Source organism: Paenibacillus vortex V453 (assembly GCF_000193415.1).
Taxonomy (GTDB): Bacteria; Bacillota; Bacilli; order Paenibacillales; family Paenibacillaceae; genus Paenibacillus_AQ; species Paenibacillus_AQ glucanolyticus.
This window is the reverse complement of record NZ_ADHJ01000005.1, coordinates 15454-38703: the sequence shown is the minus strand read 5'-3', so window position 1 is coordinate 38703 and position 23250 is coordinate 15454. Positions and strand designations below refer to the sequence as shown.

Genomic DNA, 23250 nt, shown 5'->3' with positions numbered 1-23250 from the left:
CCTATTGTATTACTATATCCAGTATGGCCTTGCAATTCAAATGAGGATTTTAGCAAAAGTCAAATATATGAGCCTCTATCTCCAATTTCCCTGCCCATCACTCGGGCCATTCACTGGAATTCAACACGTCAATTCCACTAGTGCTTCGATAACAGAATAGGCCTGATTCATGAAGAATCAGGCACTCCCTATCGACTTGGTTTACAGCGGCAGCAGCGCTACCCTCTCCTGTGCTTCCAGCTTGGCAATCATGTCGTTCCATGCCTGTGGCTTCTCAGGCAGGACGGCATAATATCGCTTCAGGAAGTTCACAATCAGATCTGCAGGCAGTTCATCCACAGTGTCATCACCCGGCATAAAGCAGAAATCGAGCCCGCTCACCGCTTCGCCATCGTTGTTCCAGGATGGATGGACATACGTGAGATCCGTGCGTTTATAGCCAAGATGCGACAGCACCTCACGACGAACAAACGGATCCATCGGCTTCACCCCGCCAAATGCATAGTCCAGCACCTGGTAGGGATCGTAAATCTCGGCAAACATGCCGAACAGCTCTTTACCGTTCGCTGCTGCCAGTTGGTTCAGATCCTTCAGGCGATGCAGCGCCAGAAATCGGCCGATGCCAAGCCCTTCGCGTCCGATGATGGTGAAATCAGTCATCGCCACATTCCAGTCCTCGTAATAACGATACTCCGTCGTACCGACCACCTCTTCTTCATGCAGGGCAACAAATACCCGAATACCCGGATCTTCCAGCGGTTCCTTCCATAGACTGAACTCCAGCACTTCTTCCGGAGGAAAGACTTCCTTCATCAGATTGTGCATTTTGCGAAACAAGGGATCATTAATACTCGTTATGCGAATATATTCCACTTCGTAAAACCTCCTTATATATGAAGTTGTTTATTTAACGTTCGGGAGAATGATGGTGCAATTGACACGTCATCATCCTCTAAACGGGTTCTTCCATTCCATCAGAGCACCGTAATTGCAGGACTCCGCATCCTCCAGATATTCGGCAGCCACTCCGATAGGCGTTCTGCCGCAGCGCAGCAGGAACGTAATCACCGGATCTTTCAGATCCCCCTGGACTACCGCGTCCAGACACTCCGCAGCTGACATCTCATCGGCATGCCGATGATATCCCGGCATCCGTCCACCGCCAAGCAGCCGGTCCAGTCCCTGTTCGACCGTCACATGATACAGCGACTGGATCAGCCACTTGCCAAGGCCAAGCTTACGGAAGCGTGGCCTGACGCAAATATCGGCGATGTAAAGCGTATTTCCCTCCGGCTTATGCGTCCGAATATATCCGTTATCCGTTGTGTCCGCCCAAGAATGAGCGGGCTGCAGCGGATCGTAATCCACGATGAGCGAAGTGATCGACCCGGCGAGCACGCCGTCTACTTCAACACATAGCGCACCTTCTGGAAACAAAGTGACATGCTGCATTAGCTGTTCCTTGTTCCACCATTGCTCCGGCGGATACGGGGGCGGGAACGTCTCGGATTGGATAACGATCAGCTCGTCAAAGTCTGCTTCCGTGTAACTTCGAACGACAACCGGCACCGGCCGGTTGTCGTCAAATACATATAACCATTGCTGAAACCGGGCCATTTCCTCTGCACCGCCTCTGTCCTATTTTTCAAGCTATGAGAAACCGGGCTTCACTCCCAATCTGGATACAGATCGGTGCGGCGGTCACGCCAAGTCGTTACAGAGCCTTTCTCCCGCACTTGATACAGTAAATCCAGATCGAGATCCGCGGTAATGAGCATATCATGGTTCAGCTCGCCCTCAGCCAGCAGACCTTGGGGCGGGAACGGAATGTCGTTCGGCGTAATGATAGCCGCCTGTCCGAAGTTCGCGCGCATCAGATCCACGGTGGGCAGCGAGCCTACCGTACCGGTCAGCACCACGTAGACTTGATTCTCAATGGCGCGAGCATGGCTCGTGTACCGCACACGATGGAACCCATGTCGGTCATCCGTGCAGGATGGACAGAAAATGACGTCAGCCCCTTTGGCCTTGGCCATCCGTACAATCTCAGGGAATTCAATGTCATAACAGGTCAGCATCGCAATGGTGCCTTTGTCTGTCTCAAACACTTCAAGCCCCTCGCCTGCCCCCATATTCCATCCGGAGATCTCCGAAGGCGTAATATGGATCTTGGCCTGCTCCGCGATGCGGCCGTCCGGATAAAACAGATGCGCCACATTGTACAGCTTCCCTTCACGACGAATGGCGTGGGTTCCCCCAATGATATGAATGTTATATTGCTTCGCAAAGCCTTGGAACAGCTCACGGTATCGGTCTGTGAAATCCGGAAGATCATGGATCGTTAATGCTTTGCCCTGATCGTCCCCGATGGACATCAGCTGTGTTGTGAAAAATTCCGGAAACAGCACAAAATCGGCTTCAAATTCCTCCGCCGTCCGAATGTAATGCTCCGACTGATGGGCAAAATCGTCAAAGGATTGAATGGTGTGCAGATGATATTGCACGGCAGAAACGCGAAATTTCATGCTTTTCCTCCTTATAAATGGTTAGATGCCTTCATTATATCGGATTCCGGGCTCCGAGAACATGAGAACATCAAGTCGGCCCCTTCTGGAAACCCTAGTTATGACGGGAACGTCCGAAAACACGCCGAAACGGTTATCCAAGGCGTCACCTGTATCAAATAAAGTTCGATTTTATGAAAAAATACGCATCATTCATACCCACACTTAACAATTGTCCTGTATACTGTCGTATGTAAGCCCTTGGTCACACTATGAATCTCAGCCCTTACAAGCATACACGGCAGTCATGAACTGGCCCTATGGCAAGCTGCCAGCTTACAAAATTATAATGTGAGGTGTTCTGTTCACAATGATTACTCGTTCGATGGATTGGCTTCAGCAACATGACCACCTTATCTTCCGCTGGTTAAACCGCAAGATCAGCAACAAAACGGTGGATTCGATGCTCGCGCTGGTCACCCATATGGGGGGTGCTATCTTTACCATTGTGCTAACACTTTCGATAGCGTTTTTTGCACCGGAGCCGTGGAATACGATGGGATGGCAGAGCTTTATTGCACTGTCCCTCAGCTTTCTGGTTACGGCCCTCATCAAAAGAAAGATGCGGCGCATCAGGCCTTACCTGGCTTTAGAGCAAGTACGGTTTGAGAAAAAACCGATGAAGGATCATTCGTTTCCTTCGGGACACTCCACGGCCATATTTTCTATTGTTACCCCTTTTCTATTCATAACACCGTGGCTGTCATTACTCTTGATCCTGCTGGCGCTTACGGTCAGCCTGTCACGCATTTATCTCGGCTTTCATTATCCTTCGGATTGCCTTGCCGGCTGTTTTGTCGGAACCACTTCGGCTCTGCTCATCGTACTCAGTTAAAAGAAACCATGCATTCCCAACTGGCCACTGCGGCGGCCCATGATGGAAGGCGTGGTTTTTTTGTGTTGTCCATAGGCAGTACCCGTTATCAAGTAAGCATTCCTCGTCCCCATCATTCTAAGACTCCAAGGCAGAACTTATCGCTCGCTTCCCATGCGCTTTCACTACAAATCCTTAGAAACTCTAAAATAAATTGAACCATTCCAGCTGGTAAATCGTACTAACTAATACATCATAATAAGGAGGTATTTATTCATTGAAGAAAAGACTATCACGGATGCTCGTTACCCTATTCGCCGTCACACTGGTTCTTCCAGCCGGGGTCATGGCAGCAGATAACAGCCAGGTTACCGCCGCTGTCCAGGGCCTGGAGAAAACCGCCGCAGAAAAAGCAAAGCTGCTCACAGAGACTTATGGAACCACAAGCGTCCAATATGCCCTTATCGATAACGGCAATATTACCGTGTCCGGGCAAGCAGGCGTGAACGATATCGAAGGAAAGATTCCGCTGACCCAGGATACGATGTATGGCATCGGCTCCACGAGTAAAATGTTTACCGCCGCTTCGGTGATGAAATTGGTGGATGACGGGAAAATCAATCTGGATACGCCTCTCGTTCAGTACATACCCGAATTCACAATGAAAGACGAGCGCTACAAAAAAATTACGCCGCGCATGCTACTTAACCATTCCTCCGGACTGCAGGGCTCGAGCCTGAACAATGCATTTCTGTTCGAGGATAACGATGCTCATGCGCATGACATATTATTGAAGCAATTATCCACCCAAAACCTGAAAGCAGATCCGGGCGCATACTCCGTTTATTGTAATGACGGTTTTACGCTGGCTGAAATTCTGGTGGAAAAAATCAGCGGCAAAAGCTTTACCTCATTCATTCACGAAAATTTCACCGAGCCTTTGGATTTGGATCATACCAAGACATCCCAGGATGAATTGAATTTGAAACAAATGGCTGGACTTTATTATCCTACTCATCAGGGACAGCTTCCTAACGAAACAATTAACGTCATAGGTACCGGCGGCATCTATTCCACGGCTGAGGATCTCGTTCAATTCGCACAGATCTTCACGGGCGAAGCGGAAGGCATTCTCACCGACAAGTCCATCAAGGCCATGGAACAAGAAGAGTATAAAAAAGGCCTGTGGCCGGCCGACGCCGACAATTCGTTTGATTACGGACTGGGCTGGGACAGCGTCAGACTGTTCCCGTTCAACCAATATGATATGAAAGCCGTGACCAAAGGTGGGGACACCATTCTGTATCACGCCTCTCTCGTTGTCCTTCCAGAGCAAAACATGGCTGCTGCTGTGTTATCCTCGGGCGGTTCCAGCTCCACAAACCAACTGATGGCGAGCGAAATGTTGCTGCACGCACTGAAGGAGAAGGGCACCATTAAGGAATTCAAGCCGGAAAAATCATTCGGCAAACCCGTCAAGGCGGATATGCCTGACGACATCACCAAATACGCCGGATACTATGGCGTGACTAATCAACAGATGAAAGCCGACATCAAGGATGGCGAACTGTCGATCTCCGTACCTATGGTTCCGGATTATCCGGCAGAGAAATATGTGTACACTGCGGATGGAACATTTGTCAGCGCGGATGGCAGTACGAAGGTCAGCTTCGTAACCGAGAAAAATGACGGGATCTACTTATGGGTAAGGCAATATGTATCCATTCCTGGACTCGGACAGCTTGCCATCTCGCAGTATTCCGCCGAGAAGATGGAAGCGAACCCGCTGTCCAAGGAAACCGCTGCCGCTTGGGCTAAGCGGGAAGGTCAAACCTTCTATCCGTTAAATGAGAAATTCACGTCGCTGATGTACTTCATTATGAAGCCGTCCGTAGAGATCAGCAGCAAGAGTGGTTTGGAAGGTTATATGATCGATAAGAAAATCATCGACCCGGATACCGCAGTAAGCGAGCATCGAGTTCCGGCTATTGGAAGCCGGGATACGTCTGAATTCCGTTTCTATAAGGAAAAAGGCGTGGAGTATCTCGAAGCTGCCGGATCGCTCTTTGTGAGCGAGAAAGACGTTAAGCCCCTTTACAAAGGAAAAAAATCAACCGTTACCCTGCAAGCCGATGGATATGCCAAATGGTACACCGTCTCTGATGCCGTTGCAGGCAAAACGATGACAGTGACGCTGCCGGCACAAGGCGCATTCGCCGTATATGACGAGCAAGGTGCCGTTGTGAACTACACCGTTGCCAGCGGTTCTAACGAAGTGAAGCTCCCTGCCAATGGAACCGTCGTATTTGCCGGTACCCCGGGCTCGGCGTTCGGTATCACCCTGAAATAAACACAAAAGCAAGCAACCCGATCAGCCGATAGGCTTACATAGGGTTGCTTGCTTTTTTACTGTCATGGGGCGCAGTGAACCTCACAGCCTGTCCATTATCTTTCAGTAAAGACAGCGAGATTGTGAAGCGAAGAATTCAAGCCCTCTTCGTGATCTTCCTGCCGTATGCCCTCAGGAACGTTCTCGCAAACAATCGTCACCTCCGTGCCTTCCGCGAGTGCGGTCAACGTCCATGTCATAGTCATCGAGCCCCCGTAAGCGGGGTCATCCGACTCGAATTCAAAACACTGCACGTATTTTTTTATTGGGCACCAGCGCCAGGAAAGTACCTTGGACGATATCCGTGCCTTCCGATGATTTGCCAAGGTTCACGTGGTCCGATCCGATATAGTTGAGTACCATTCGATAACTCCCGCCTTCACGTGCATCAAAGCTGTCAATCTGACCTGACATCCCCTCCGGCGGAAGCCACGATACCCAAGCCCTGGGGTCCGTGAACGCCTGATAAATGGTTTCGGGCGATGCTTTAATCAACCTTGAAGCAGAATCCGTTCTCTTCTTGATAGACGAATCGGTCATGAGGTTAACCTCCTTATTAGCGTCTTCACATCTCATCTCCATTAAGTTTATAACATCTGACCCCGGTCCATTTCTTCTCATTTGCTCAAAGTGCGGCCTACGCCCACACGAAAAAGCAAGCCGAACCCCGATAGCCGCAGGCTTAGATAGGGGAGGCTTGCTTTTTCTTCTCCAGCCGAGGGGCGAAGCCTCGGCTGCTCACACACAGGGCTGGCCCACCAGGCGTCCCCGCAGGGGTGCCTTCCGGGGGGGCCTTACGCCCATACGAAAAAGCAAGCCGAACCCGATAGCCGCAGGCTTAGATAGGGGAGGCTTGCTTTTTCTCTTCCGGCCGAGGGGCGAAGCCTCGGCTGCTCACACACAGGGCTGGCCCACCAGGCGTCCCCGCAGGGGTGCCTTCCGAGGGGGCCACGCCCGTACGAAAAAGCAAGCCGAACCCCGATAGCCGTAGGCTTAGATAGGGGAGGCTTGCTTTTTCTGCTCCAGCCGAGGGGCGAAGCCTCGGCCACCAACGGGCGCTGTTAAGGCCACGAGGGCGTCCCCGCTAGGGGAGCCCGAGATTGGCCGGGCCCAAGCTCGAGCCCCTCTCAGATCCTCACATCAGCACCGAACACCAAAGTTCCGGGTGTCCAGAGGGCAGCGCCCTTGGGACCCTCCCTGGCAGGGAGGGTTTGGGTGGGTGGAATCCCCCCCCTACTTAACAAACCCCAGCAGCATCTCACGGATCAGCTTCGCAGCTACGATCTGGGTCTGCTCGGACGGATCATAGATGGGTGCCACTTCCACGAGATCGCAGCCGACAACGTTCACGCCGGAGTTTGCAATCAGATGCACGGCTTCCAACAGCTCTTTCGATGTGATGCCGCCCGCCTCTGCCGTTCCGGTGCCCGGTGCGGCCGATGGATCCAGCACATCGATATCGATGGTCACGTAGACCGGACGGTTGCCCATGGAAGGCAAAGCTTCCTTAAGGGGCGCAGCCACCTCGAACGGGTAGAAGTTGATGTTCTCGCGTCCGTATTGGAACTCCTCACGGGAGCCGGAACGGATGCCGAACTGATAGATGTTCTTCCCGCCCATGATGCCTGCCGCCTTGCGGACCGGTGTGGAGTGGGACAGTGGCTCTCCCTCATAATGCTCACGAAGGTCGGCATGCGCATCGATATGAATCAGAATGAGATCAGGGTACTTCTCGTACACCTTCTGAATGATCGGCCAAGATACGAGATGCTCCCCGCCGAGTCCGATCGGGAACTTCCCGTCATCCAGCAGTTTGCCTACATAGTCGCCAATCACTTCAAGGCTGCGGCCTGCGTTGCCGAAAGGCAGCATCAGGTCGCCTGCATCGAAATAGGTCATATCTTCAATGCTTTTATCCAAGTAAGGGCTGTATTCCTCCAGACCAACGGACGCCTGGCGAATACGGGCAGGACCAAAACGGGAGCCGGGACGGTAGCTAACCGTAAAATCCATCGGCATACCGTAAATAACGGCCTTGGACCCTTCATAATCCTCGGAGCTCAGAATAAACACGTTGCCGGAGTAACCTTGATCCAGTTTCATCAGTTTATACGGCCTCCTTATTTCACCAAGTCTTCAACGAATTTCGGCAGCACGAATGCAGCTTTGTGCAGACGAGGGGAATAGTATTTCGTATCCATCTCATCAATGGTGGACTCGTCCACTTCAAGCGGATCGTACGTTTTGTCTGCCCATCGTAAAGGTCCACAGACCGCTCGGATAGGTTGGAATGTTCGCTCCATACACGCGCACGATCGGGAAGATTTCCTTCACGTCTCGGTTAACCTGCTGAATCAGGTCCGCCTTGAACCAAGGGTTGTCCGTTTGCGCTACGAAAATACCGTCTTCCTTCAGCGCCTCGTAGATTCCTTGATAGAATCCGCGCTCAAACAACGGAGCAGCCGGGCCCACAGGCTCTGTGGAATCTACCATAATAACGTCATATTCGTTCTTATGCTCAATAATGTGCATATATCCATCGTTAACCAGCACTTCAACCTTCGGATCGTCCAGCTTGCCGGCAATCTCGGGGAGGTACTGCTTCGAGTATTCAATGACTTTTCCATCGATTTCAACAAGTACAGCTTTCTCTACGCCCGGGTGCTTGATCACTTCGCGAATGACACCGCCGTCTCCGCCGCCGACAACAAGAACCTTCTTCGGATTTGGATGCGTGTTCAGTGCGGGGTGAGCGACCATCTCATGATAGACGAATTCGTCCTTGATCGTAGTCATGACCATGCCGTCCAGGACGAGCATGCGTCCAAATTCCTCGGTATCGATCATATCCAGTTGTTGAAACTCCGTCTTCTCATGTACAAACGTTTCCCGTATTTTCGCCGTAATGCCGAAAGTCGGCGTTTGTTTCTCCGTGTACCATAATTCCATCGTCTCTACCTTCTTTCCGCTAGAATAATGTTCAGCCGTCCAGATCCAAGCCGTAAAACTTTATTCGGGGCAGATGCCTTTTGCTTACAGTTTCACACTCTTTCTATTGTACCAAACAAATTAGATTATATTAAATCAAGCCCAAATTGCAACCAAAAGTTCCTGAGCATTAAAATCAAGACCATATCCTGGTCGTGTCACATGAATATCCTGCCCTTTCCAGTCCCATACTGTATAGAAAAGGAAGACGGCCAAGGAGAATGTAAACTCATCTTTTCAACCTTGGCATCCTCTGCTCTCAAACCTTACAAAAAGGACTGGAAGGACGACCCCCCATGCCGGGACCAAAAAAATCACCCAAGCGCAAACGTCGTTTCGTCCGGCTTGCTACATTTCTGTTTGTGCTCCTTGGCCTATCCATCATCGCCGGCGGCATTCTGCTCGCCTATTTATTTATAACGCCGCTGCCCGTCGCGGAAACATCCCGCTACTCGCGTCTGCTCGACAGTCAGGGAGATTTGATCGCCACCTTCTCTACTACGGGACACACATCCGAGCAGGTAAACCTGGCTGATATATCTCCCCTTCTGGTCCAGGCAACTTTGGCGGTAGAGGACCGGAAGTTCTACAATCATCCGGGGTTTGATGTTAAAGGCATGGCCCGGGCCGTCCTGGTGAACCTGCAGCATATGGATCGCAAACAGGGAGCAAGCACATTAACCCAACAGCTCGCACGAAACTTATACCTATCTCATGAGAAAACATGGACACGCAAACTCAAGGAGGCCAAATTCACCGCCCAGCTTGAGATGAAATATACCAAAGATGAGATACTCGAAATGTACCTGAACGAGATTTATTACGGCCACGGTGCTTATGGGATCGAGTCGGCGTCACAGCTGTACTTTGGCAAATCTGCAAAAAAACTGACCTTGGCCGAAAGCGCCCTGCTTGCCGGTATTCCAAAAGGGCCCACGTATTACTCACCCTACAATCATATGGACAATGCAGTCAAAAGACAGCATATCGTCCTGAACGCCATGGCGGAGACCGGATTTATTACGGAGACCGAAGCCGATAAATCAGCCACAGCCAAGCTCGCCTTGCTGCCCCAGGACCGACAGGAGAACAAGGTGATTGCTTCCTACTTTCGCGACTACGTCCGCGGTCTTGTCACCAAGCAGCTCAACATGACGGAGAAGCAGCTCGAACAAGGCGGTCTTAACATTTATACGACCCTGGATCCTCAGGCACAAAAGGCTGCGGAGGAGGCCGTAGCGGAGGGCATGGACAGCAAGAGCGAGCTGGAGACGGCACTCGTATCCATCGACCCGCGGACCGGCCATATCAAAGCCATGGTTGGCGGCAAGAACTATCGCGAGAATCAATACAACCATGCGCTGGCTAAAACAAGGCAGCCTGGATCGGCTTTTAAGCCAATCATGTATTTAACCGCCATTGCATCCAAAGAGATGACAAGCACCAGCGTGTTTAACAGCCAGCCGACCCTATTTCATTATGATAACAATCGCAAAACCTACCAGCCCAGCAACTTTGGCGATAAGTATCTAGGGGAAATTCCGATGCGGGAAGCCATCGCCGCTTCGGACAATATATATGCTGTGAACACCATCATGCAGATTGGACCGGACAAAGTCGCTGACATGGCGAAAAAAATGGGCATCACAAGCCCGCTGGAGCCTGTCCCTTCCCTTGCTCTGGGCACCTCGCCTGTCAGCCCTTTGGAGATGGCCTCCGCCTACGCTGTCATGGCTAATAACGGTACTCGGGTCTCACCGGTCGCCGTACTGAGCATTACCGATGCGGCTGGCCGCAGCTTATATACAGCTCCGGAAGCTGCGGGGGAACAAATTGTTGAGCCCTCGGCAGCTTATGTGATGACACGCATGATGGAGGGCGTATTCGAGACCGGAGGAACGGGTAACCGCGTCTCTACTCTAATGAAGCGACCGGTCGCCGGGAAGACGGGTACAACCGACTCCGATGCCTGGCTTGTCGGGTATACCCCGGAGCTGTCTACCGCGGTATGGGTTGGATATGACAAGGGACGGGAAATCAGCAAAATTGACGGACGGCGGGCAGCCCCTATTTTTGCGCAGTATACGGAGACCGCACTGGAGAACGTGCCGCCCAAGATTTTTCCGATCCCGGATGACGTCATCAGCGCGTATATCGATCCGACGACAGGCAAGCTTGCAGGCTCTGATTGTCCCGATAAAATTCTGGAGGTATTCGTGAAGGGTACGGAGCCTACCGAATATTGTGGAGAGCACGGCAGTGGAGAGGCCCCGAAGAAAGCCAACCCTGCAGATGCTGCCGAGAAACAGGAGGAACGTTCCTGGTGGCAGGATTTTAAACGATGGTGGGTTGAGTAACACCAGAAACAACGCCATGCCCCAAAAAAACAGCAGGCTCTATCCCGGTAATCCCGAGAGAAAAGCCTGCTGTTTTTCATTTATTGCATATGTAAATACAACCCGTTAAAAGCCCGTGATATATCCGATCATGGAGTTGCCCAGTATGACGATCACGAGCATCACTGCGACATAAACCAGCAGAATCGCGTACAGTGGATCCAAACCGCCAACCATTCTTCTCTTATAGCTAGTCATGACCAATAGCGGTACGGTCATCAGGGTGCTAATGAAGGAAAGAAGGATGATCACCTTCGATATATCTCCATTCAGGAACAGGAACAGTAGGCTGACAACATAGAGCATAAGGAATAGTGTCAGCAAAGTGCCGAACCTGGCCATCACTTCCTTGAGCTTCACGGCCGGGTTAAACGACAGCTTGACCGCAGCGTAAGTAAAAACATTCAACAGGAACATAAATAATGCGATCCAAATGACAGGCTTAACGACAAGCTCGGCAAATGCCCCCGCAGGCAAACCCTGCAGTTCATGGTGAAGCGTTGCATATATCGTGAGCGGAAGCAGCAGAACATACAGCAGCATGGATACCATCGCGTTTAAGAACTGACTACTGTCTGTGGCGACAGCCGCGCTGAACGGATGTTTGATCCCCTTGAGAAAGTATTCCCCATAGAGCTGTCCATACAATTTCAAGCTGGTCCAATAAGGATTCGGTTCCTACTTCTGCCTCTTCCCCATGCTGCCGACCTGCCGTTTGAAATGGAATATCGGGCGGGGTATACACCGGCAGTGCGGGCTCTCCTTGGTTCGTCTGAGGTCTATCCCCTTTGCTGCTTACGCTTGTTCTATTGATACTGTATACTTCCGATGCCGCCGCTTGCTCTTTCATGGCAACAAAAACGGGTGACTCCTCGATAATCAGCCTTGCCCCACACTTCTTGCAATACTTCCCCTCTCCCGTTTCATATCGACATATTGGACAAGTCATACTCCTGCCTCCCCTGTTTATACACATCCGCAAATAGAAGGATAGGTATTCGATTATGTACGCATTCGAGTCGAAACGATGGCCCGGCCCGTGTAAGATGTGATGAGTTTATGTAGCGCTGGGCCGCAGGTTAACTTCTTGTGTGAATTTACATCTTTTTGCTAATAGTATAAGTTGGCCTGTAATGAAATGGAAGGATTTTCTGAAAAGAGGTGATGTACCTAACTGCTGCAGTTGTTCATACTATAGAGCTTGCAGATTTATTCTTAGACTGTGAAGCACTCGTGAACAATCAAACATTTGTTTGAATATAGTGTGGAAATCGGGTATATTATGATTAACAATCAAATAAACGTTTGAATATATAAAGTAAAGAGCACTTATTGCTCCTCATTCAAGGAGGTTGTTTTTTATGAATGCCCGAACCATGAACGAAGAAGTCTCTCTTGAGCTGTGCGAAATAGAATGTCCTTCCACTGAAAGGGTTGCCTTGTTAAAAGACACGATCTCTGACGATGACATGAGCGGCATGGCGGAGATCTTCAAGGCCTTGGCAGACCCCACACGAGTTAAAGTGGCCTATATGCTGGATCGAGGTGGCGAGCTATGTGTCTGCGATGTGGCTGAGGTGCTTGGAAGCTCTACGGCAACAGCCTCCCATCATCTGCGCACGCTGAAGAACAAAGATATCGCCAAGTCCCGCAAAGCCGGGAAAAATGTATACTATTCCCTTAAAGACGATCATATCCGGACATTGCTTCATATGACGCTGGAGCATCAGAAGGAGAAGATGTAGATGAGCGCGAACCATCCTCAGCTTTCCAAATCATCTCCTGGCGCAAGTAACAGCCCACTTATTGAATATCGGGTTCAAGGCCTCTCTTGTCCCAACTGCACACGTGAGATGCAGGAAGAGATCCAGAAGCTGGACCACGGGGACAACGCCCGCCTGAGTTACAACAGCGGGAAGCTGATCCTCTCCCCCCATGTGGATCTATACCAGGTAGAGACGATTCTGAAAAGTGACGGCGCCCGTATCGTTCATGCCCCCCTGTCAGCCTCTTCGGATGCTGATGCGGACACTCATGACCCTTCATCCCATCAGCATCAACCGTCACATGAGCATGACCACGGTCATGCTCATGTGCAAAGTCATGGCGGCGATGGAAAAATGAAGTGGCTGCTAACCATCTCGGCTGTTTTTTATCTGCTGACCTTTATATTGGAAGGTAACGTTGCCGAGCCGGTTGTAATCGCATTGTATGCAGGTGCCATGATTCTGAGCGGATATACAACGTTCTTGCGCGGGCTGCGCAACCTGACCCGCTTCAAATTCAATATGGACACCCTGATGACCGTTGCACTCATTGGTGCTGTCATTATTGGGGAATGGCGGGAAGCCACGCTGGTTGCCATTCTGTTCGGCCTTAACGAGCTACTGGAAGGCTACGGCATGAATCGGGCCCGGCAATCGATGGAGGCGCTGCTGGCCGCGGCACCGAAGGAAGCCGAGCTGTGGAAAGACGGTCAGGCCAAGCTGGTACCGATCACAAGCCTCTCTCCCGGTGATGTGGTCCGGGTAAGACCAGGCGAGAAAATTCCTTCCGACGGTGCCATATCCCAAGGAACCGGCGCTGTCAACGAGGCTGCCATTACGGGAGAATCCGTGCCTGTAACGAAACGGGAAGGCGATGCTGTCTACGGTGGCAGTGTAAGCACCGATGGTGTGCTTTACATCGCGATTTCGAAGGCCTACGAGGATTCTTCCCTTGCCAAGATCATGCATCTGGTACAGGAAGCGCAGGACAGCAAGACACCAACGGAGCTTTTTATTGATAAATTCGCTAAATATTATACGCCCGCCATCATGTTGATTGCGTTGGCCGTGACGCTGATTCCACCCTTATTGCTGAATCAGCCCTGGATGACCTGGATCTACCAGGGTCTGTCCATTCTGATCGTGGGGTGTCCTTGTTCACTCGTGCTTTCCTCACCCATTGCACTTGTCAGCGGTATGACCCGTGCAGCACGCAACGGTATCCTGATCAAAGGCGGGGTCCATCTTGAGCAGCTTGGCCGGCTGGAAGCCATCGCTTTTGACAAGACAGGAACGCTGACCAAGGGTGAGCCGGCGGTCTATGCGGAAACGGTATACGATGAGAATAAATTCTATGGTGTTATCGGCGCACTGGAGCAGTCCTCTCTCCATCCGCTAGCCAAGGCCGTCATGAAACATCTGGAGATCAAGCAGCCGCAGTGCATGTTTAATGAACCTCAGCAGATTACAATTTTGCCGGGCGAAGGGATTCGGGCTGAAATCGGCGGCAACTTATTCTGGGTTGGCAGCGAGGACGTGCTGAGACATGTTCAGGGACAGCAAGAACATATCCGCGCCGTGGAGGAAGACATCCGCCGATTGAAGAGCCAAGGCTACACCATCGTTGCAGCCGTAAGCGAGGAGCGCGTATTAGGTCAATTCGGACTCGCCGATGAGATCAGGCCGGAGACTGCGACTGTCGTTCGCAAGCTTCACGAGGCCGGTATCACCGATACGGTCATGCTGACAGGCGACCATGAGCAGTCCGCACAAACCATTGCGAAGCAGTCCGGGGTTACCCGTGTATTCGCAAGCCTGCTGCCTGAACAAAAGGTTGCCAAGGTCAGGGAGCTTTCTTCCCGTAAAAAAACCGGCATGGTCGGTGATGGCATTAACGATGCCCCTGCGCTGGCGGCGGCCGATCTTGGCATCGCGATGGGCAAAGGAACCGACAGTGCCATTGAAACCGCCGACGTGGTGCTGATGCAGGATCACCTTGGGAAGCTGCCCGGGGCCATCAAAACGGCTAGACGGGTTAATCAGATTATTAAGTGGAATATCGGGCTCTCCCTGTCGCTGAAAGCCATCGCACTGCTGCTCACGATCCCGGGATGGCTGACACTTTGGATTGCGATTATCTCGGACATGGGAGCAACCATTATCGTTACCTTGCTGGGTCTCACCATCCTGCTGGGCAAGGATAAGGAGTTAAAGTCAGGATATTAATAATACCGGAGCTGTATCCCTTGTGGAGCAGCTCCGGTTTTTGTTTTTTCTATCTCTCATTTTTTACATGAACTCGTGATTTAGAGAAACATTTTCCATTAGCCAGACGTTTAAATAGATGGGAGTGATAACCACCAAGGAGGAATTTCATGAAAACCGTTCAATTCATTAAATTAGCAGGCACCGCATCCTTAGCACTTTCATTAATGTTCACGTCTTCATCCCTCATAACCGTACCTGCCCATGCAGCAGAAGCCTCAACATCACAGAGCAAAGCCTGGGGCGCTCTGGATGTGAAGCATAAACCATATACAAATAAGGGCGTATTGTTTATACCGCTGAAGGAAGTTTCTGAACAGTTGCATCTGCAGCTTACGATTCCAGGGAAAAACGAGCTGTATATCAACAGTCCGAAACAATCTGTTCGCATTACAGTTGGACAGTCACGCGCAGTCAATGCCAAGGGCACCGTTCTGAAGCTTGAAGCTGCACCAGTGGTAAAAAAAGGCGTGACCTACGTTCCAGCCAGTCTCATTACCAAGGGTTTCAGCATTCCCCTCAAGTATGACAGTAAATCCGGGCTAACGACGACCTTTGGCTCACAGGGAGGCTATGCCTATACTGCTGTTGGCAATGTCCTGTTCTGGGCCAACCGCGATTATGGGACACTGTTGATGGGTAAAGCCGGAACCACGCCTGTCCAAGTCGGCCGTTTACCGGCTGAGAATCTTGAACTTCTGAGCATAAGCGCACATCGAATCAACAGCAGCACCTACGTTGCCGATATTACGAACGATTACGGCGAGCCGCACATTCATCAAGAGAGATACCGTGTGCTTATTCAAGACAACAAAATTCTCAAGCATTCCAAAACCAGCCACTCCAATTTTGCCGGGATCAATTACAGCAGAGACCAACTCAGCTACAAAGGCAACATCGCGATGATGAATGGCAGTAAGCTGGAGCTGGTACATCCAACGGGCAAAACGGTCAAGACCTACAATCTCGCTGAGCTTACAGGCGTGGATGACCAATTTATAATCGAGGTCATTGAGGGAGACTTCCTGCTCGTCCGTCCGTATAAACAAGCTACACTGTACGTCGTACATCCTGCCGGCAGCACAGCGGAGCTGGTCTATCCTGAACTTCTGGATGCCGATAGCAAGGACATGATTGAAGAGTATCCATCCAATGAAGTCGGCTATTTCGGTGACGGGCTGACTTATAAAGGATATGCCAATGGTAAGCTGAGTTTCGATTTCAAAAACCCTTTCTTGGGGAAAACCGCGAAGCACACCTACACACTGCCTTTTTAAAAAAAACAGAAAACCGGCAGGATTCGTTATGAATCCTGCCGGTTCTTTATTATGTCAGGCTTATCATATAACTTGCCGATTTCATGATTCCGTTGTCTGAAGAGCATCCTTGAACTACGTCCGGTGAAGCATTCCACCATTCTTCGTTGCGTGAGATCAACAGTTCACGCAGCGCCTTCTTCTCTACATCACCCAGGCCATCCAGATTGATTTTGCGTTTCATGGCCGCATCCATTTTATTGACATGATCCGCGAGGATCTTCCAGCCTCGGCGGGCCTCATGGTCTATCCACATCTCGCAGGCAGTCATGCCTGCATAATGCTGACCTTCCACAGTACGGTCTACAGCCACCCACACGATCCACACCTGGCGTCCATTGGGAACGTCATCGCGATTCATGCTGAAACGAATTCCCTTCTCCACCTTGCTCTTGGCATGCATCGCTCCAATATCCACTCGAGCCTCACCATTGTCGATGATGACAGGAGACAAACTATTCAGATCGATGGAGCCTGATCCAAACCCCTTATGCTTACTCTTGCTATTAATAATATTCAAAGCAATCTGCTTCTTGGCACCCTGCTTCTGATCTTCATTCTCCACTGCTGCCGACCTCCTATATTCAGAGCCGATCCTTACGTGACGGCTGCCAAATTTGATAACCATGTCCCAATAATTTTATTTTAACTAATAATCCCCCAAAAGCAAACATATACATGCACTAGATGCTTGTCAACGGGAGGTTGTTCGATATGGTCCCACCACGTGCCAAAGTCTTTCTATCATCCTTGCTCGCCCTTGGATTGCTTGCAGGATCGATGCCGATATTTCTGAATCCAGGGTCCTCAGCGTCCGCCCTTGCCCCAAATGCGGGCAAGCCCTCGGTCTCCGCCGTGGAGAAGTCCCCTCTCTCGCCGCCTAAGGTGCAGCCTGATGTTCCCGCTCCGGCGCTGAGCGACCGTTTAGTGGAATATCACATGGATGTTCGGTACGAGCCTGAAGAGAACAAGCTTAAGGGCAAACAGACACTCACTTGGACCCATCCAGGCAAAAAAAGCGTAAACGAGCTGTACTTTCATTTGTATCCCAATGCATTTTCATCCAACGAAACAACGTTCATGAAGGAATCGGGCGGCAGATTGCGTTCCGATCCTATGCCTGATGACGGATACGGCTCCATGACCATTACCAGCGTGAAAACAACCGAAGGCCTGGCATTGACGCATCGCCTTCAATTCGTTCAACCGGATGACGGCAATATCAAGGATCACAGCCTTGTCAAACTAAGATTGCCAAAACCCATAAAAAGTGGGGAAAGCATCACCATCCATATGGAGTTTGAAGTCGAGCTTCCCAAAATATTTGCGCGCATGGGCACCACCGAGAATTTTATTATGGCTGGCCAATGGTTCCCTAAAATTTCAGTCTATGAGCCGGCAGGTCTTCGTGGAAGAACGGATGAGGGATGGAACCTCCATCAATATCACGGCAACTCCGAGTTCTATTCCAACTTCGGCATCTACAGCGTTCGAATCCGGGTTCCCGAAAATTATATTGTTGCCGCTACCGGATTCCCGACGAAGCCCGCACAGAAGACGAATGGCGAGAAGGTTTATCAATTCTATGCGGACGATGTCCATGATTTTGCCTGGTCAGCATCACCGAACTTTGTCACGGCAGAAGAAGCCTTCTCTGCGCCAGGTGTACCGGGTGTCCGCATCAAGCTGTATCTCGATCCTGTGCATAAAGACTTAAAGGACCGATACTTCGATGCTGCCAAATCCGCACTTGCTTCGTTTGGTAAATGGTATGGATCCTATCCATACTCCACGTTGTCCATCGTGGTGCCGCCTGAATCGGGCAACGGTGCCGGCGGCATGGAGTATCCGACGCTGGTAACTGCCTTCGGTGCCAGAAATGATTCACCGGGGTACGAGCTGGAACGAACCGTCATCCATGAGATCGCCCATCAATATTTTTACGGGATTATTGCGAATAACGAGTTTGAGGAAGCCTGGCTGGACGAGGCCTTTGCGACCTATGCTGAAGAGAGAGTGATGGAGAAGGAATACGGTATTACCTCCAACACCGCAGCTCAAGGAGCGTCGATTACCTCACCTGCACCGCTGAAAATGGATTCCTGGAAATACAGCTCCCACGAAAACTATGCACTGAACGTTTACACGAGAGGGAAACTTGTACTGCAAGGCATAGAACGGCAGGTCGGTCCGCGGATGATGGAGAAGATTCTGAACACCTATGTCCCAGAAATACCGTTTCAAGCACCCCACCACGTCCGACTTCCAGAAGGTTGTTGAACAAGTAAGCAAAACCTCCTGGCAGTCTTATTTTGACCAGTATGTATATGGAAACCAAATGGCGGACGTCGCAATCGATCTGATCAAAACCAAAAATAAAGGGACGCAGGACAATCCAGAGTATGAATCTACGGTCAAGATTACAAGCAAAGACGGAGATGTTACCGATGTCCCGATCATATTTGCGTTCGAGGACGGCAAGACCGTGGAGCGAACCTGGAGTGGCAAGGACGGTAAAGTCACTTACACTCTGGACTACACCTCGCCGCTATCCTGGGCGATGGTTGACCCGAAATACTCTATGGTTCTTGAGAACAAACATATCAATAATTATATGAAGGCAGGAATGGATCCGAAAGTGGTGACACGCTGGAATCTCAGCATTACCAAACTCGTGGAGACGCTGTTCGGCAGCCTGTCATGGTGAGGGGTGAGCACATGAAAACTTATGCAGGCCAAGGGTGGACCAGTGTTAAAGACCAATTATACGTCTCTATTCTGCTCTTCTTATACCGTTTGCTGTGGGGATATTGCCTGTACCGACTTGTAAAATCAGCCGTCGTTCCCCTTCTGATGCGGTATCCAGACTCTGCACCTAACGAACTGAGCCGGCTATTGTTCTTCTACGAGGGAGAGATGAGCCTGACGTTAAGCAATACGGTCCATACCTACGGATGGCTTCTGGCTGGATTGCTGCTCATCCGGATGGTGCTCACCCCGCTCATACGGGCAGGCATCTTCTATAACCTCCACCAGGAAGCCCAAGGTGAACGCGGCTTGTTCTTCTTCACGGGAATGCAGAAGCTGTGGAAACCCGTGACGATATTCTATCTGATCGAGTTGATCCTCACCTTTGCTCCCGGCTACTGGATTGTGCCCAAAATTCTCCCGATCCTGCTCAACGGCATCCAGGAGCCCGCTCTGCTGTTCCACGCGCTGCCCTATGCGGCAGGCTGGTTCCTGTACGCCTATCTGATTCGGATATCCCTGCTCTATATGCAGTTTGGCCGTATCGGTGATTCCGGTATGATCAGCTCTATTCTAACTCTCTTCAACAATCTGGGCACGGCAGTCCTCCTGTCCATAACCGTGGGCGGTGCCGCCGTTGTTATACTTCTGCTCCTTAGCTCTGCCTCACTCATCTGGGCAGGACTGATCGGTTTAATTATTCAGCAGGCCTCCTATTTTCTAAATGGACTTTTCCAAATTTGGGTAATTTCCTCCCAGTATCATCTGTGGAAATCATCATCCTCACAGCACTCCTAGAAGTTACATTTCGTTACAATAGTATGATCGACAGGCTCGCGAATAAACTGTAACCGGAAGCGACATGGATCTTAATCCCTGCCATTTTTACAGAAAATAGGATTTCATTTATCCTCCATATTACAAATTTCAGAGCGCGAAATTACAAAAAAAACCGTTCCAGCATGACTGGGACAGGTTTTTTTGTTTAAATATACACTTTCCTCGTTTGCCAAAATGTTAATACTCTGCTAAAATAACGAATATGTTAGTAACAACTTTGTCATCTTTACTGTAACTTTTGCTGGAACTATGTTATTTCGTTAATCATGTTGGAACGTCAGACGTCAATGAATGGGTTCATCAACATTTTAAGGAGCCGAATTCCCATATCGATTGGGAAGCGGGGGATCCGTTTTGGGTGAATTGATCTCGCAAGAGAGGGATCATAGGGGACCTTCAACCGAACCCTTAAGCTAACCTCGCAGGCATTGGAAGGAGCATTTCGTTTTGAAAAAGAAGTTAACGGCCGTTTCTCTCGGCCTGGCCCTCGCGCTCACATTAGGGACCGGAAGCGCTTTCGCCGATTCCAAATTAAATACCGCAATCAAACCAGCCATTGGTGTATCTTATAAAACAGGTGGAACCACAACAAATGGTTTTGACTGCTCCGGCTTCACCACCTATGTTTACAAGAAGCTTGGTCTCAGCCTGCCACGAACATCTACCGCTCAATACAAGGTAGGTACGGCAGTATCCAAGAGCAATTTGAAAGCTGGCGATCTCGTGTTCTTTAACACATCCGGTAAAGGTGTATCTCATGTGGGTATTTATGTTGGGGGTGGAAAGTTCGCTCATTCCTCATCTTCTCGCGGTGTCATTGTCAGTCCGCTAAGCCAAAGCTATTACGCACAGCGCTATGTGGGCGCTAAGCGAGTGATGAGTCAAAGCACGTACAAATCTGTAGCTGTAAACTACAACTAATTGGAACTTTATTGATTTATCCTTATAAGAGAGCCCTGGAGTTTTGAGATTGTGCCGATCTCACCCAGCGGCTTTTTTCTTTTGTTCACTGTGTATACCTCTATAACGTTTGGGACAACGAAAAAGTTCCCGCTTTTCAAAAAAAATATAAATTTTATTAATCCAGAAACAACTTCATCAGCATTATTGGCAGCCCTTCATAAAGATCCTTACCTTTTATATACCCTTCCCGGCCTTCATTAAACGCATATTGGAAAATAATTGATTATACCTGACACTTCGACAGCTGATGCTATTGAATAATAGCGAAAGTCATCAAGAAATAATTGCCAAGCTTGTTTGCTGTCTGATAGAATGGGTACAGTAACAACTTTGTCATTAATGTAAGTGCTTTAATACATAGATTACGATTGCCGAATTCCCATGGATATGGGAAGCGGGGGAACCATTTACGGGTGAATTGATCTTGCTGTCAAGGGATCATAGGGGACCTTCAACCGAACCCTCAAGCTAACCTCGCAGGCAGCGGAAGGAGCTCTTCATGCTGAAGAAGACGTTATCAGCGGCAGCCCTGAGTATTACGTTACTGTTCACTTCAGGCATTGGCAGCGTGTTTGCCGATAGTGCGCTGGACCAGGAAATTGATAAGGTATTGGGTACAAGATATAGTTATGGAGGTACAACCACGAGCGGATTTGACTGCTCCGGTTTTACCATGTATGTGTATGCCAAACTCGGCCTGAAGCTCCCGCATCAATCCGGCTCTCAATTCGATATGGGGACAAGCATAACCCGCAAAGATCTGCGGGCTGGCGATTTGGTGTTCTTCAATACAACGGGGAGCGGTATATCCCATGTTGGCATTTATGTAGGCGATGGCAAGTTCGCCCATGCTTCGTCGAATCGAGGTGTCGTCATCAACCGACTTGCTGAGGATTACTATGATCAGCGTTACGTCGGTGCCAAACGCATCATGAGTGATGATAAGTATGAACAATCGGCCGATACATCATCTTAGATGATAGAGGCTGACGATCCAGTGCACAGACCTACTGCCCGTTAAAGGAGAGCCCGCCTCTCTTTGACGGGCTTTTTCATGCAGCTCGCTCCCTTATATAAAGGGTACATGGATAATATACGAATGGAGGAAACTACCAATGGATGTTACCCCTATTTCATTTCGCGCCGTCATCATGCGTGAGGAACACGCTGAAGAAATATGCACCTGGTCCTATCCCCCCTCCTTACGATATCTATGGCTTCCTTCCTTGGGAGCAGATGAAAGGGCTCGAGGTGGAATTTGGCGATCCGATCATACGCCAGCAGCAATATATCTCGATTCTGGATGACCAGGATTCTCTGTGGGGGTTTGCCCAGCTGTTTCCCATACACGAAGTGACACGGATCGGGCTTGGCATGCGGCCTGATTGGTGCGGGCGTGGAATGGGTAAACGATTTATGCAGACCATAACGCAGGAGGCCAGGCGCAGGAGGCCTACGGATGAGATTGATCTGGAAGTAATGACCTGGAATGAGCGTGCGATCCGTGCTTATGAAGGGGCGGGATTTCGCATCACCGATACGTATGAGCGGCTTACTCCGCAGGGAAAAGGCATTTTCCACTGTATGGTGTATGAGCCTCCAGCAAATGAGGAATAGTAAGCTTGTCTATATGAAAAAGCACAAATTTGTGTATTTTTTATGAAGCCTCTTTGGATCGTTGCTTTTTTTGTCACAACTGGCTATGCTGTCTAGGGATGTTGGTTTATAATGGAGACAAGTGCAAAAGTGCAGTATACATAGAAGGGACGATATGACGATGCAAAAATGGATCATGAGCGGATTGTTCTTCGTCGCATGTGCGTTGGCTATCGCGCTGATGTTTACGCTCCCGGGTAAGGAACAGGTAGCCCAGGAAGAGAAGCCGACCATGCCGGAAGTGACTCTCGATGCTGCCGCAGCGGAAGCCACACTGAAAGCAAGCTGCATTAGCTGTCACGGTGACCAGCTTCAAGGCGGCGCTGGACCAGCTCTGAATCAGGTAGGCGGACATATGGATGCGGATGCCATCTTCAACGTTGTAACCAAAGGTCGTAAAGGAATGCCTTCCTTTAAAGATCAGCTGAAGCCTGAAGAAATCGCAAACATCGCGCTGTACCTTGCTGAGAAAAAATAAAATCAGCTTACACGCAAAACACGCTTGATATCCGGAGAACCTACCGGTGCAAGCGTGTTTTTACATT

At 50.1% G+C, this 23250-nt stretch carries 19 protein-coding genes, 3 pseudogenes and 2 riboswitches; of the genes and pseudogenes, 12 read left to right on the top strand and 10 right to left on the bottom strand.

What is annotated here, in order from left to right:
• Positions 1 to 201: 201 nt before the first annotated feature.
• From PVOR_RS02465 to PVOR_RS02455, 3 genes are all read right to left on the bottom strand, one after another.
• Entirely contained in the window at positions 202 to 873 is a 672-nt protein-coding gene (locus PVOR_RS02465) for a hypothetical protein (RefSeq protein WP_006207494.1), read from the bottom strand.
• Positions 874 to 945: 72 nt separating this feature from the next.
• Complete coding sequence (locus PVOR_RS02460; RefSeq protein ID WP_006207493.1) at positions 946 to 1617, bottom strand: GNAT family N-acetyltransferase; 672 nt, start codon at positions 1615 to 1617, stop codon at positions 946 to 948.
• A 50-nt stretch (positions 1618 to 1667) separates the two neighbouring features.
• Positions 1668 to 2525: a carbon-nitrogen hydrolase family protein gene (locus PVOR_RS02455; protein ID WP_006207492.1), complete on the bottom strand. Its 858-nt coding sequence runs from the start codon at positions 2523 to 2525 to the stop codon at positions 1668 to 1670.
• A 349-nt stretch (positions 2526 to 2874) separates the two neighbouring features.
• On the opposite strand from PVOR_RS02455, the gene PVOR_RS02450 reads away from it, so the two are divergent.
• Entirely contained in the window at positions 2875 to 3399 is a 525-nt protein-coding gene (locus PVOR_RS02450) for a phosphatase PAP2 family protein (protein ID WP_006207491.1), read from the top strand.
• A gap of 256 nt (positions 3400 to 3655) precedes the next feature.
• Entirely contained in the window at positions 3656 to 5728 is a 2073-nt protein-coding gene (locus PVOR_RS02445; protein ID WP_006207490.1) for a serine hydrolase domain-containing protein, read from the top strand.
• Between the two features lie 95 nt (positions 5729 to 5823).
• On the opposite strand, the gene PVOR_RS32440 is transcribed toward PVOR_RS02445, so the two are convergent.
• The 4 genes and pseudogenes from PVOR_RS32440 to speE all read right to left on the bottom strand — a co-directional run bounded on the left by PVOR_RS32440 (position 5824) and on the right by speE (position 8716).
• The gene (locus PVOR_RS32440) at positions 5824 to 5973 is read right to left on the bottom strand and encodes an SRPBCC domain-containing protein (protein WP_268741775.1); all 150 of its coding nucleotides are present in this window, start codon (positions 5971 to 5973) and stop codon (positions 5824 to 5826) included.
• Between the two features lie 34 nt (positions 5974 to 6007).
• Positions 6008 to 6307 carry an SRPBCC domain-containing protein gene (locus tag PVOR_RS32435; RefSeq protein WP_268741774.1) on the bottom strand — a complete coding sequence of 100 codons (300 nt, stop codon included), beginning with the start codon at positions 6305 to 6307 and terminating at the stop codon, positions 6008 to 6010.
• A 693-nt stretch (positions 6308 to 7000) separates the two neighbouring features.
• Positions 7001 to 7870 carry an agmatinase gene (gene speB, locus PVOR_RS02435; RefSeq protein ID WP_006207488.1) on the bottom strand — a complete coding sequence of 290 codons (870 nt, stop codon included), beginning with the start codon at positions 7868 to 7870 and terminating at the stop codon, positions 7001 to 7003.
• A gap of 17 nt (positions 7871 to 7887) precedes the next feature.
• Positions 7888 to 8716: pseudogene (speE, locus tag PVOR_RS02430) on the bottom strand (polyamine aminopropyltransferase).
• 335 nt (positions 8717 to 9051) lie between these two features.
• Between speE and PVOR_RS02425 the strand changes: the two are divergent.
• On the top strand, positions 9052 to 11112 hold the full coding sequence (locus PVOR_RS02425) for a transglycosylase domain-containing protein (RefSeq protein ID WP_006207487.1): 2061 nt from the start codon (positions 9052 to 9054) through the stop codon (positions 11110 to 11112).
• Between the two features lie 105 nt (positions 11113 to 11217).
• Here PVOR_RS02425 and PVOR_RS02420 read toward each other — a convergent pair whose 3' ends face one another.
• Both PVOR_RS02420 and PVOR_RS31260 read right to left on the bottom strand, forming a co-directional pair.
• Entirely contained in the window at positions 11218 to 11805 is a 588-nt protein-coding gene (locus PVOR_RS02420; protein WP_234972750.1) for a hypothetical protein, read from the bottom strand.
• Positions 11720 to 12100, bottom strand: a complete 381-nt coding sequence (locus tag PVOR_RS31260) for a hypothetical protein (RefSeq protein ID WP_234972749.1) — start codon at positions 12098 to 12100, stop codon at positions 11720 to 11722. Before PVOR_RS31260 ends, PVOR_RS02420 begins: the two co-directional genes overlap by 86 nt.
• Positions 12101 to 12512: 412 nt before the next feature.
• Between PVOR_RS31260 and PVOR_RS02415 the strand changes: the two genes are divergently transcribed.
• The 3 genes from PVOR_RS02415 to PVOR_RS02405 all read left to right on the top strand — a co-directional run bounded on the left by PVOR_RS02415 (position 12513) and on the right by PVOR_RS02405 (position 16459).
• The gene (locus tag PVOR_RS02415; RefSeq protein WP_006207484.1) at positions 12513 to 12896 is read left to right on the top strand and encodes an ArsR/SmtB family transcription factor; all 384 of its coding nucleotides are present in this window, start codon (positions 12513 to 12515) and stop codon (positions 12894 to 12896) included.
• On the top strand, positions 12897 to 15143 hold the full coding sequence (locus PVOR_RS02410) for a heavy metal translocating P-type ATPase (RefSeq protein ID WP_006207483.1): 2247 nt from the start codon (positions 12897 to 12899) through the stop codon (positions 15141 to 15143).
• A 149-nt stretch (positions 15144 to 15292) separates the two neighbouring features.
• Positions 15293 to 16459, top strand: coding sequence for a copper amine oxidase N-terminal domain-containing protein (locus tag PVOR_RS02405; RefSeq protein ID WP_006207482.1), 1167 nt, complete (start codon positions 15293 to 15295; stop codon positions 16457 to 16459).
• A 49-nt stretch (positions 16460 to 16508) separates the two neighbouring features.
• Here PVOR_RS02405 and PVOR_RS02400 read toward each other — a convergent pair whose 3' ends face one another.
• Positions 16509 to 17063 carry a YwhD family protein gene (locus tag PVOR_RS02400; RefSeq protein WP_006207481.1) on the bottom strand — a complete coding sequence of 185 codons (555 nt, stop codon included), beginning with the start codon at positions 17061 to 17063 and terminating at the stop codon, positions 16509 to 16511.
• A 149-nt stretch (positions 17064 to 17212) separates the two neighbouring features.
• On the opposite strand from PVOR_RS02400, the pseudogene PVOR_RS02395 reads away from it, so the two are divergent.
• From PVOR_RS02395 to PVOR_RS02370, 6 genes and pseudogenes are all read left to right on the top strand, one after another.
• Positions 17213 to 19205, top strand: a pseudogene (locus PVOR_RS02395) (M1 family metallopeptidase).
• 11 nt (positions 19206 to 19216) lie between these two features.
• The gene (locus PVOR_RS02390) at positions 19217 to 20044 is read left to right on the top strand and encodes a hypothetical protein (RefSeq protein ID WP_006207480.1); all 828 of its coding nucleotides are present in this window, start codon (positions 19217 to 19219) and stop codon (positions 20042 to 20044) included.
• Between the two features lie 346 nt (positions 20045 to 20390).
• Positions 20391 to 20529, top strand: a riboswitch (cyclic di-AMP (ydaO/yuaA leader).
• A 4-nt stretch (positions 20530 to 20533) separates the two neighbouring features.
• The gene (locus PVOR_RS02385; protein WP_006207479.1) at positions 20534 to 21007 is read left to right on the top strand and encodes a C40 family peptidase; all 474 of its coding nucleotides are present in this window, start codon (positions 20534 to 20536) and stop codon (positions 21005 to 21007) included.
• Between the two features lie 401 nt (positions 21008 to 21408).
• A riboswitch (cyclic di-AMP (ydaO/yuaA leader) is annotated at positions 21409 to 21547 on the top strand.
• 4 nt (positions 21548 to 21551) lie between these two features.
• The gene (locus PVOR_RS02380; RefSeq protein ID WP_036642931.1) at positions 21552 to 22025 is read left to right on the top strand and encodes a C40 family peptidase; all 474 of its coding nucleotides are present in this window, start codon (positions 21552 to 21554) and stop codon (positions 22023 to 22025) included.
• A 139-nt stretch (positions 22026 to 22164) separates the two neighbouring features.
• Positions 22165 to 22666: pseudogene (locus PVOR_RS02375) on the top strand (GNAT family N-acetyltransferase).
• A gap of 160 nt (positions 22667 to 22826) precedes the next feature.
• Positions 22827 to 23183 carry a c-type cytochrome gene (locus PVOR_RS02370; protein ID WP_006207476.1) on the top strand — a complete coding sequence of 119 codons (357 nt, stop codon included), beginning with the start codon at positions 22827 to 22829 and terminating at the stop codon, positions 23181 to 23183.
• The last annotated feature ends 67 nt before the right edge of the window (positions 23184 to 23250 follow it).

Bases quoted from the DNA above. Each gene is read 5' to 3' on its own strand.
- PVOR_RS02460 (WP_006207493.1), bottom strand. From the start codon at position 1,617: ATGGCCCGGTTTCAGCAATGGTTATATGTATTTGACGACAACCGGCCG.
- PVOR_RS02455 (WP_006207492.1), bottom strand. From the start codon at position 2,525: ATGAAATTTCGCGTTTCTGCCGTGCAATATCATCTGCACACCATTCAA.
- PVOR_RS02450 (WP_006207491.1), top strand. From the start codon at position 2,875: ATGATTACTCGTTCGATGGATTGGCTTCAGCAACATGACCACCTTATC.
- PVOR_RS32440 (WP_268741775.1), bottom strand. From the start codon at position 5,973: ATGACTATGACATGGACGTTGACCGCACTCGCGGAAGGCACGGAGGTG.
- PVOR_RS32435 (WP_268741774.1), bottom strand. From the start codon at position 6,307: ATGACCGATTCGTCTATCAAGAAGAGAACGGATTCTGCTTCAAGGTTG.
- speB (WP_006207488.1), bottom strand. From the start codon at position 7,870: ATGAAACTGGATCAAGGTTACTCCGGCAACGTGTTTATTCTGAGCTCC.
- PVOR_RS02425 (WP_006207487.1), top strand. From the start codon at position 9,052: ATGCCGGGACCAAAAAAATCACCCAAGCGCAAACGTCGTTTCGTCCGG.
- PVOR_RS31260 (WP_234972749.1), bottom strand. From the start codon at position 12,100: ATGACTTGTCCAATATGTCGATATGAAACGGGAGAGGGGAAGTATTGC.
- PVOR_RS02415 (WP_006207484.1), top strand. From the start codon at position 12,513: ATGAATGCCCGAACCATGAACGAAGAAGTCTCTCTTGAGCTGTGCGAA.
- PVOR_RS02410 (WP_006207483.1), top strand. From the start codon at position 12,897: ATGAGCGCGAACCATCCTCAGCTTTCCAAATCATCTCCTGGCGCAAGT.
- PVOR_RS02405 (WP_006207482.1), top strand. From the start codon at position 15,293: ATGAAAACCGTTCAATTCATTAAATTAGCAGGCACCGCATCCTTAGCA.
- PVOR_RS02390 (WP_006207480.1), top strand. From the start codon at position 19,217: ATGAAAACTTATGCAGGCCAAGGGTGGACCAGTGTTAAAGACCAATTA.
- PVOR_RS02370 (WP_006207476.1), top strand. From the start codon at position 22,827: ATGCAAAAATGGATCATGAGCGGATTGTTCTTCGTCGCATGTGCGTTG.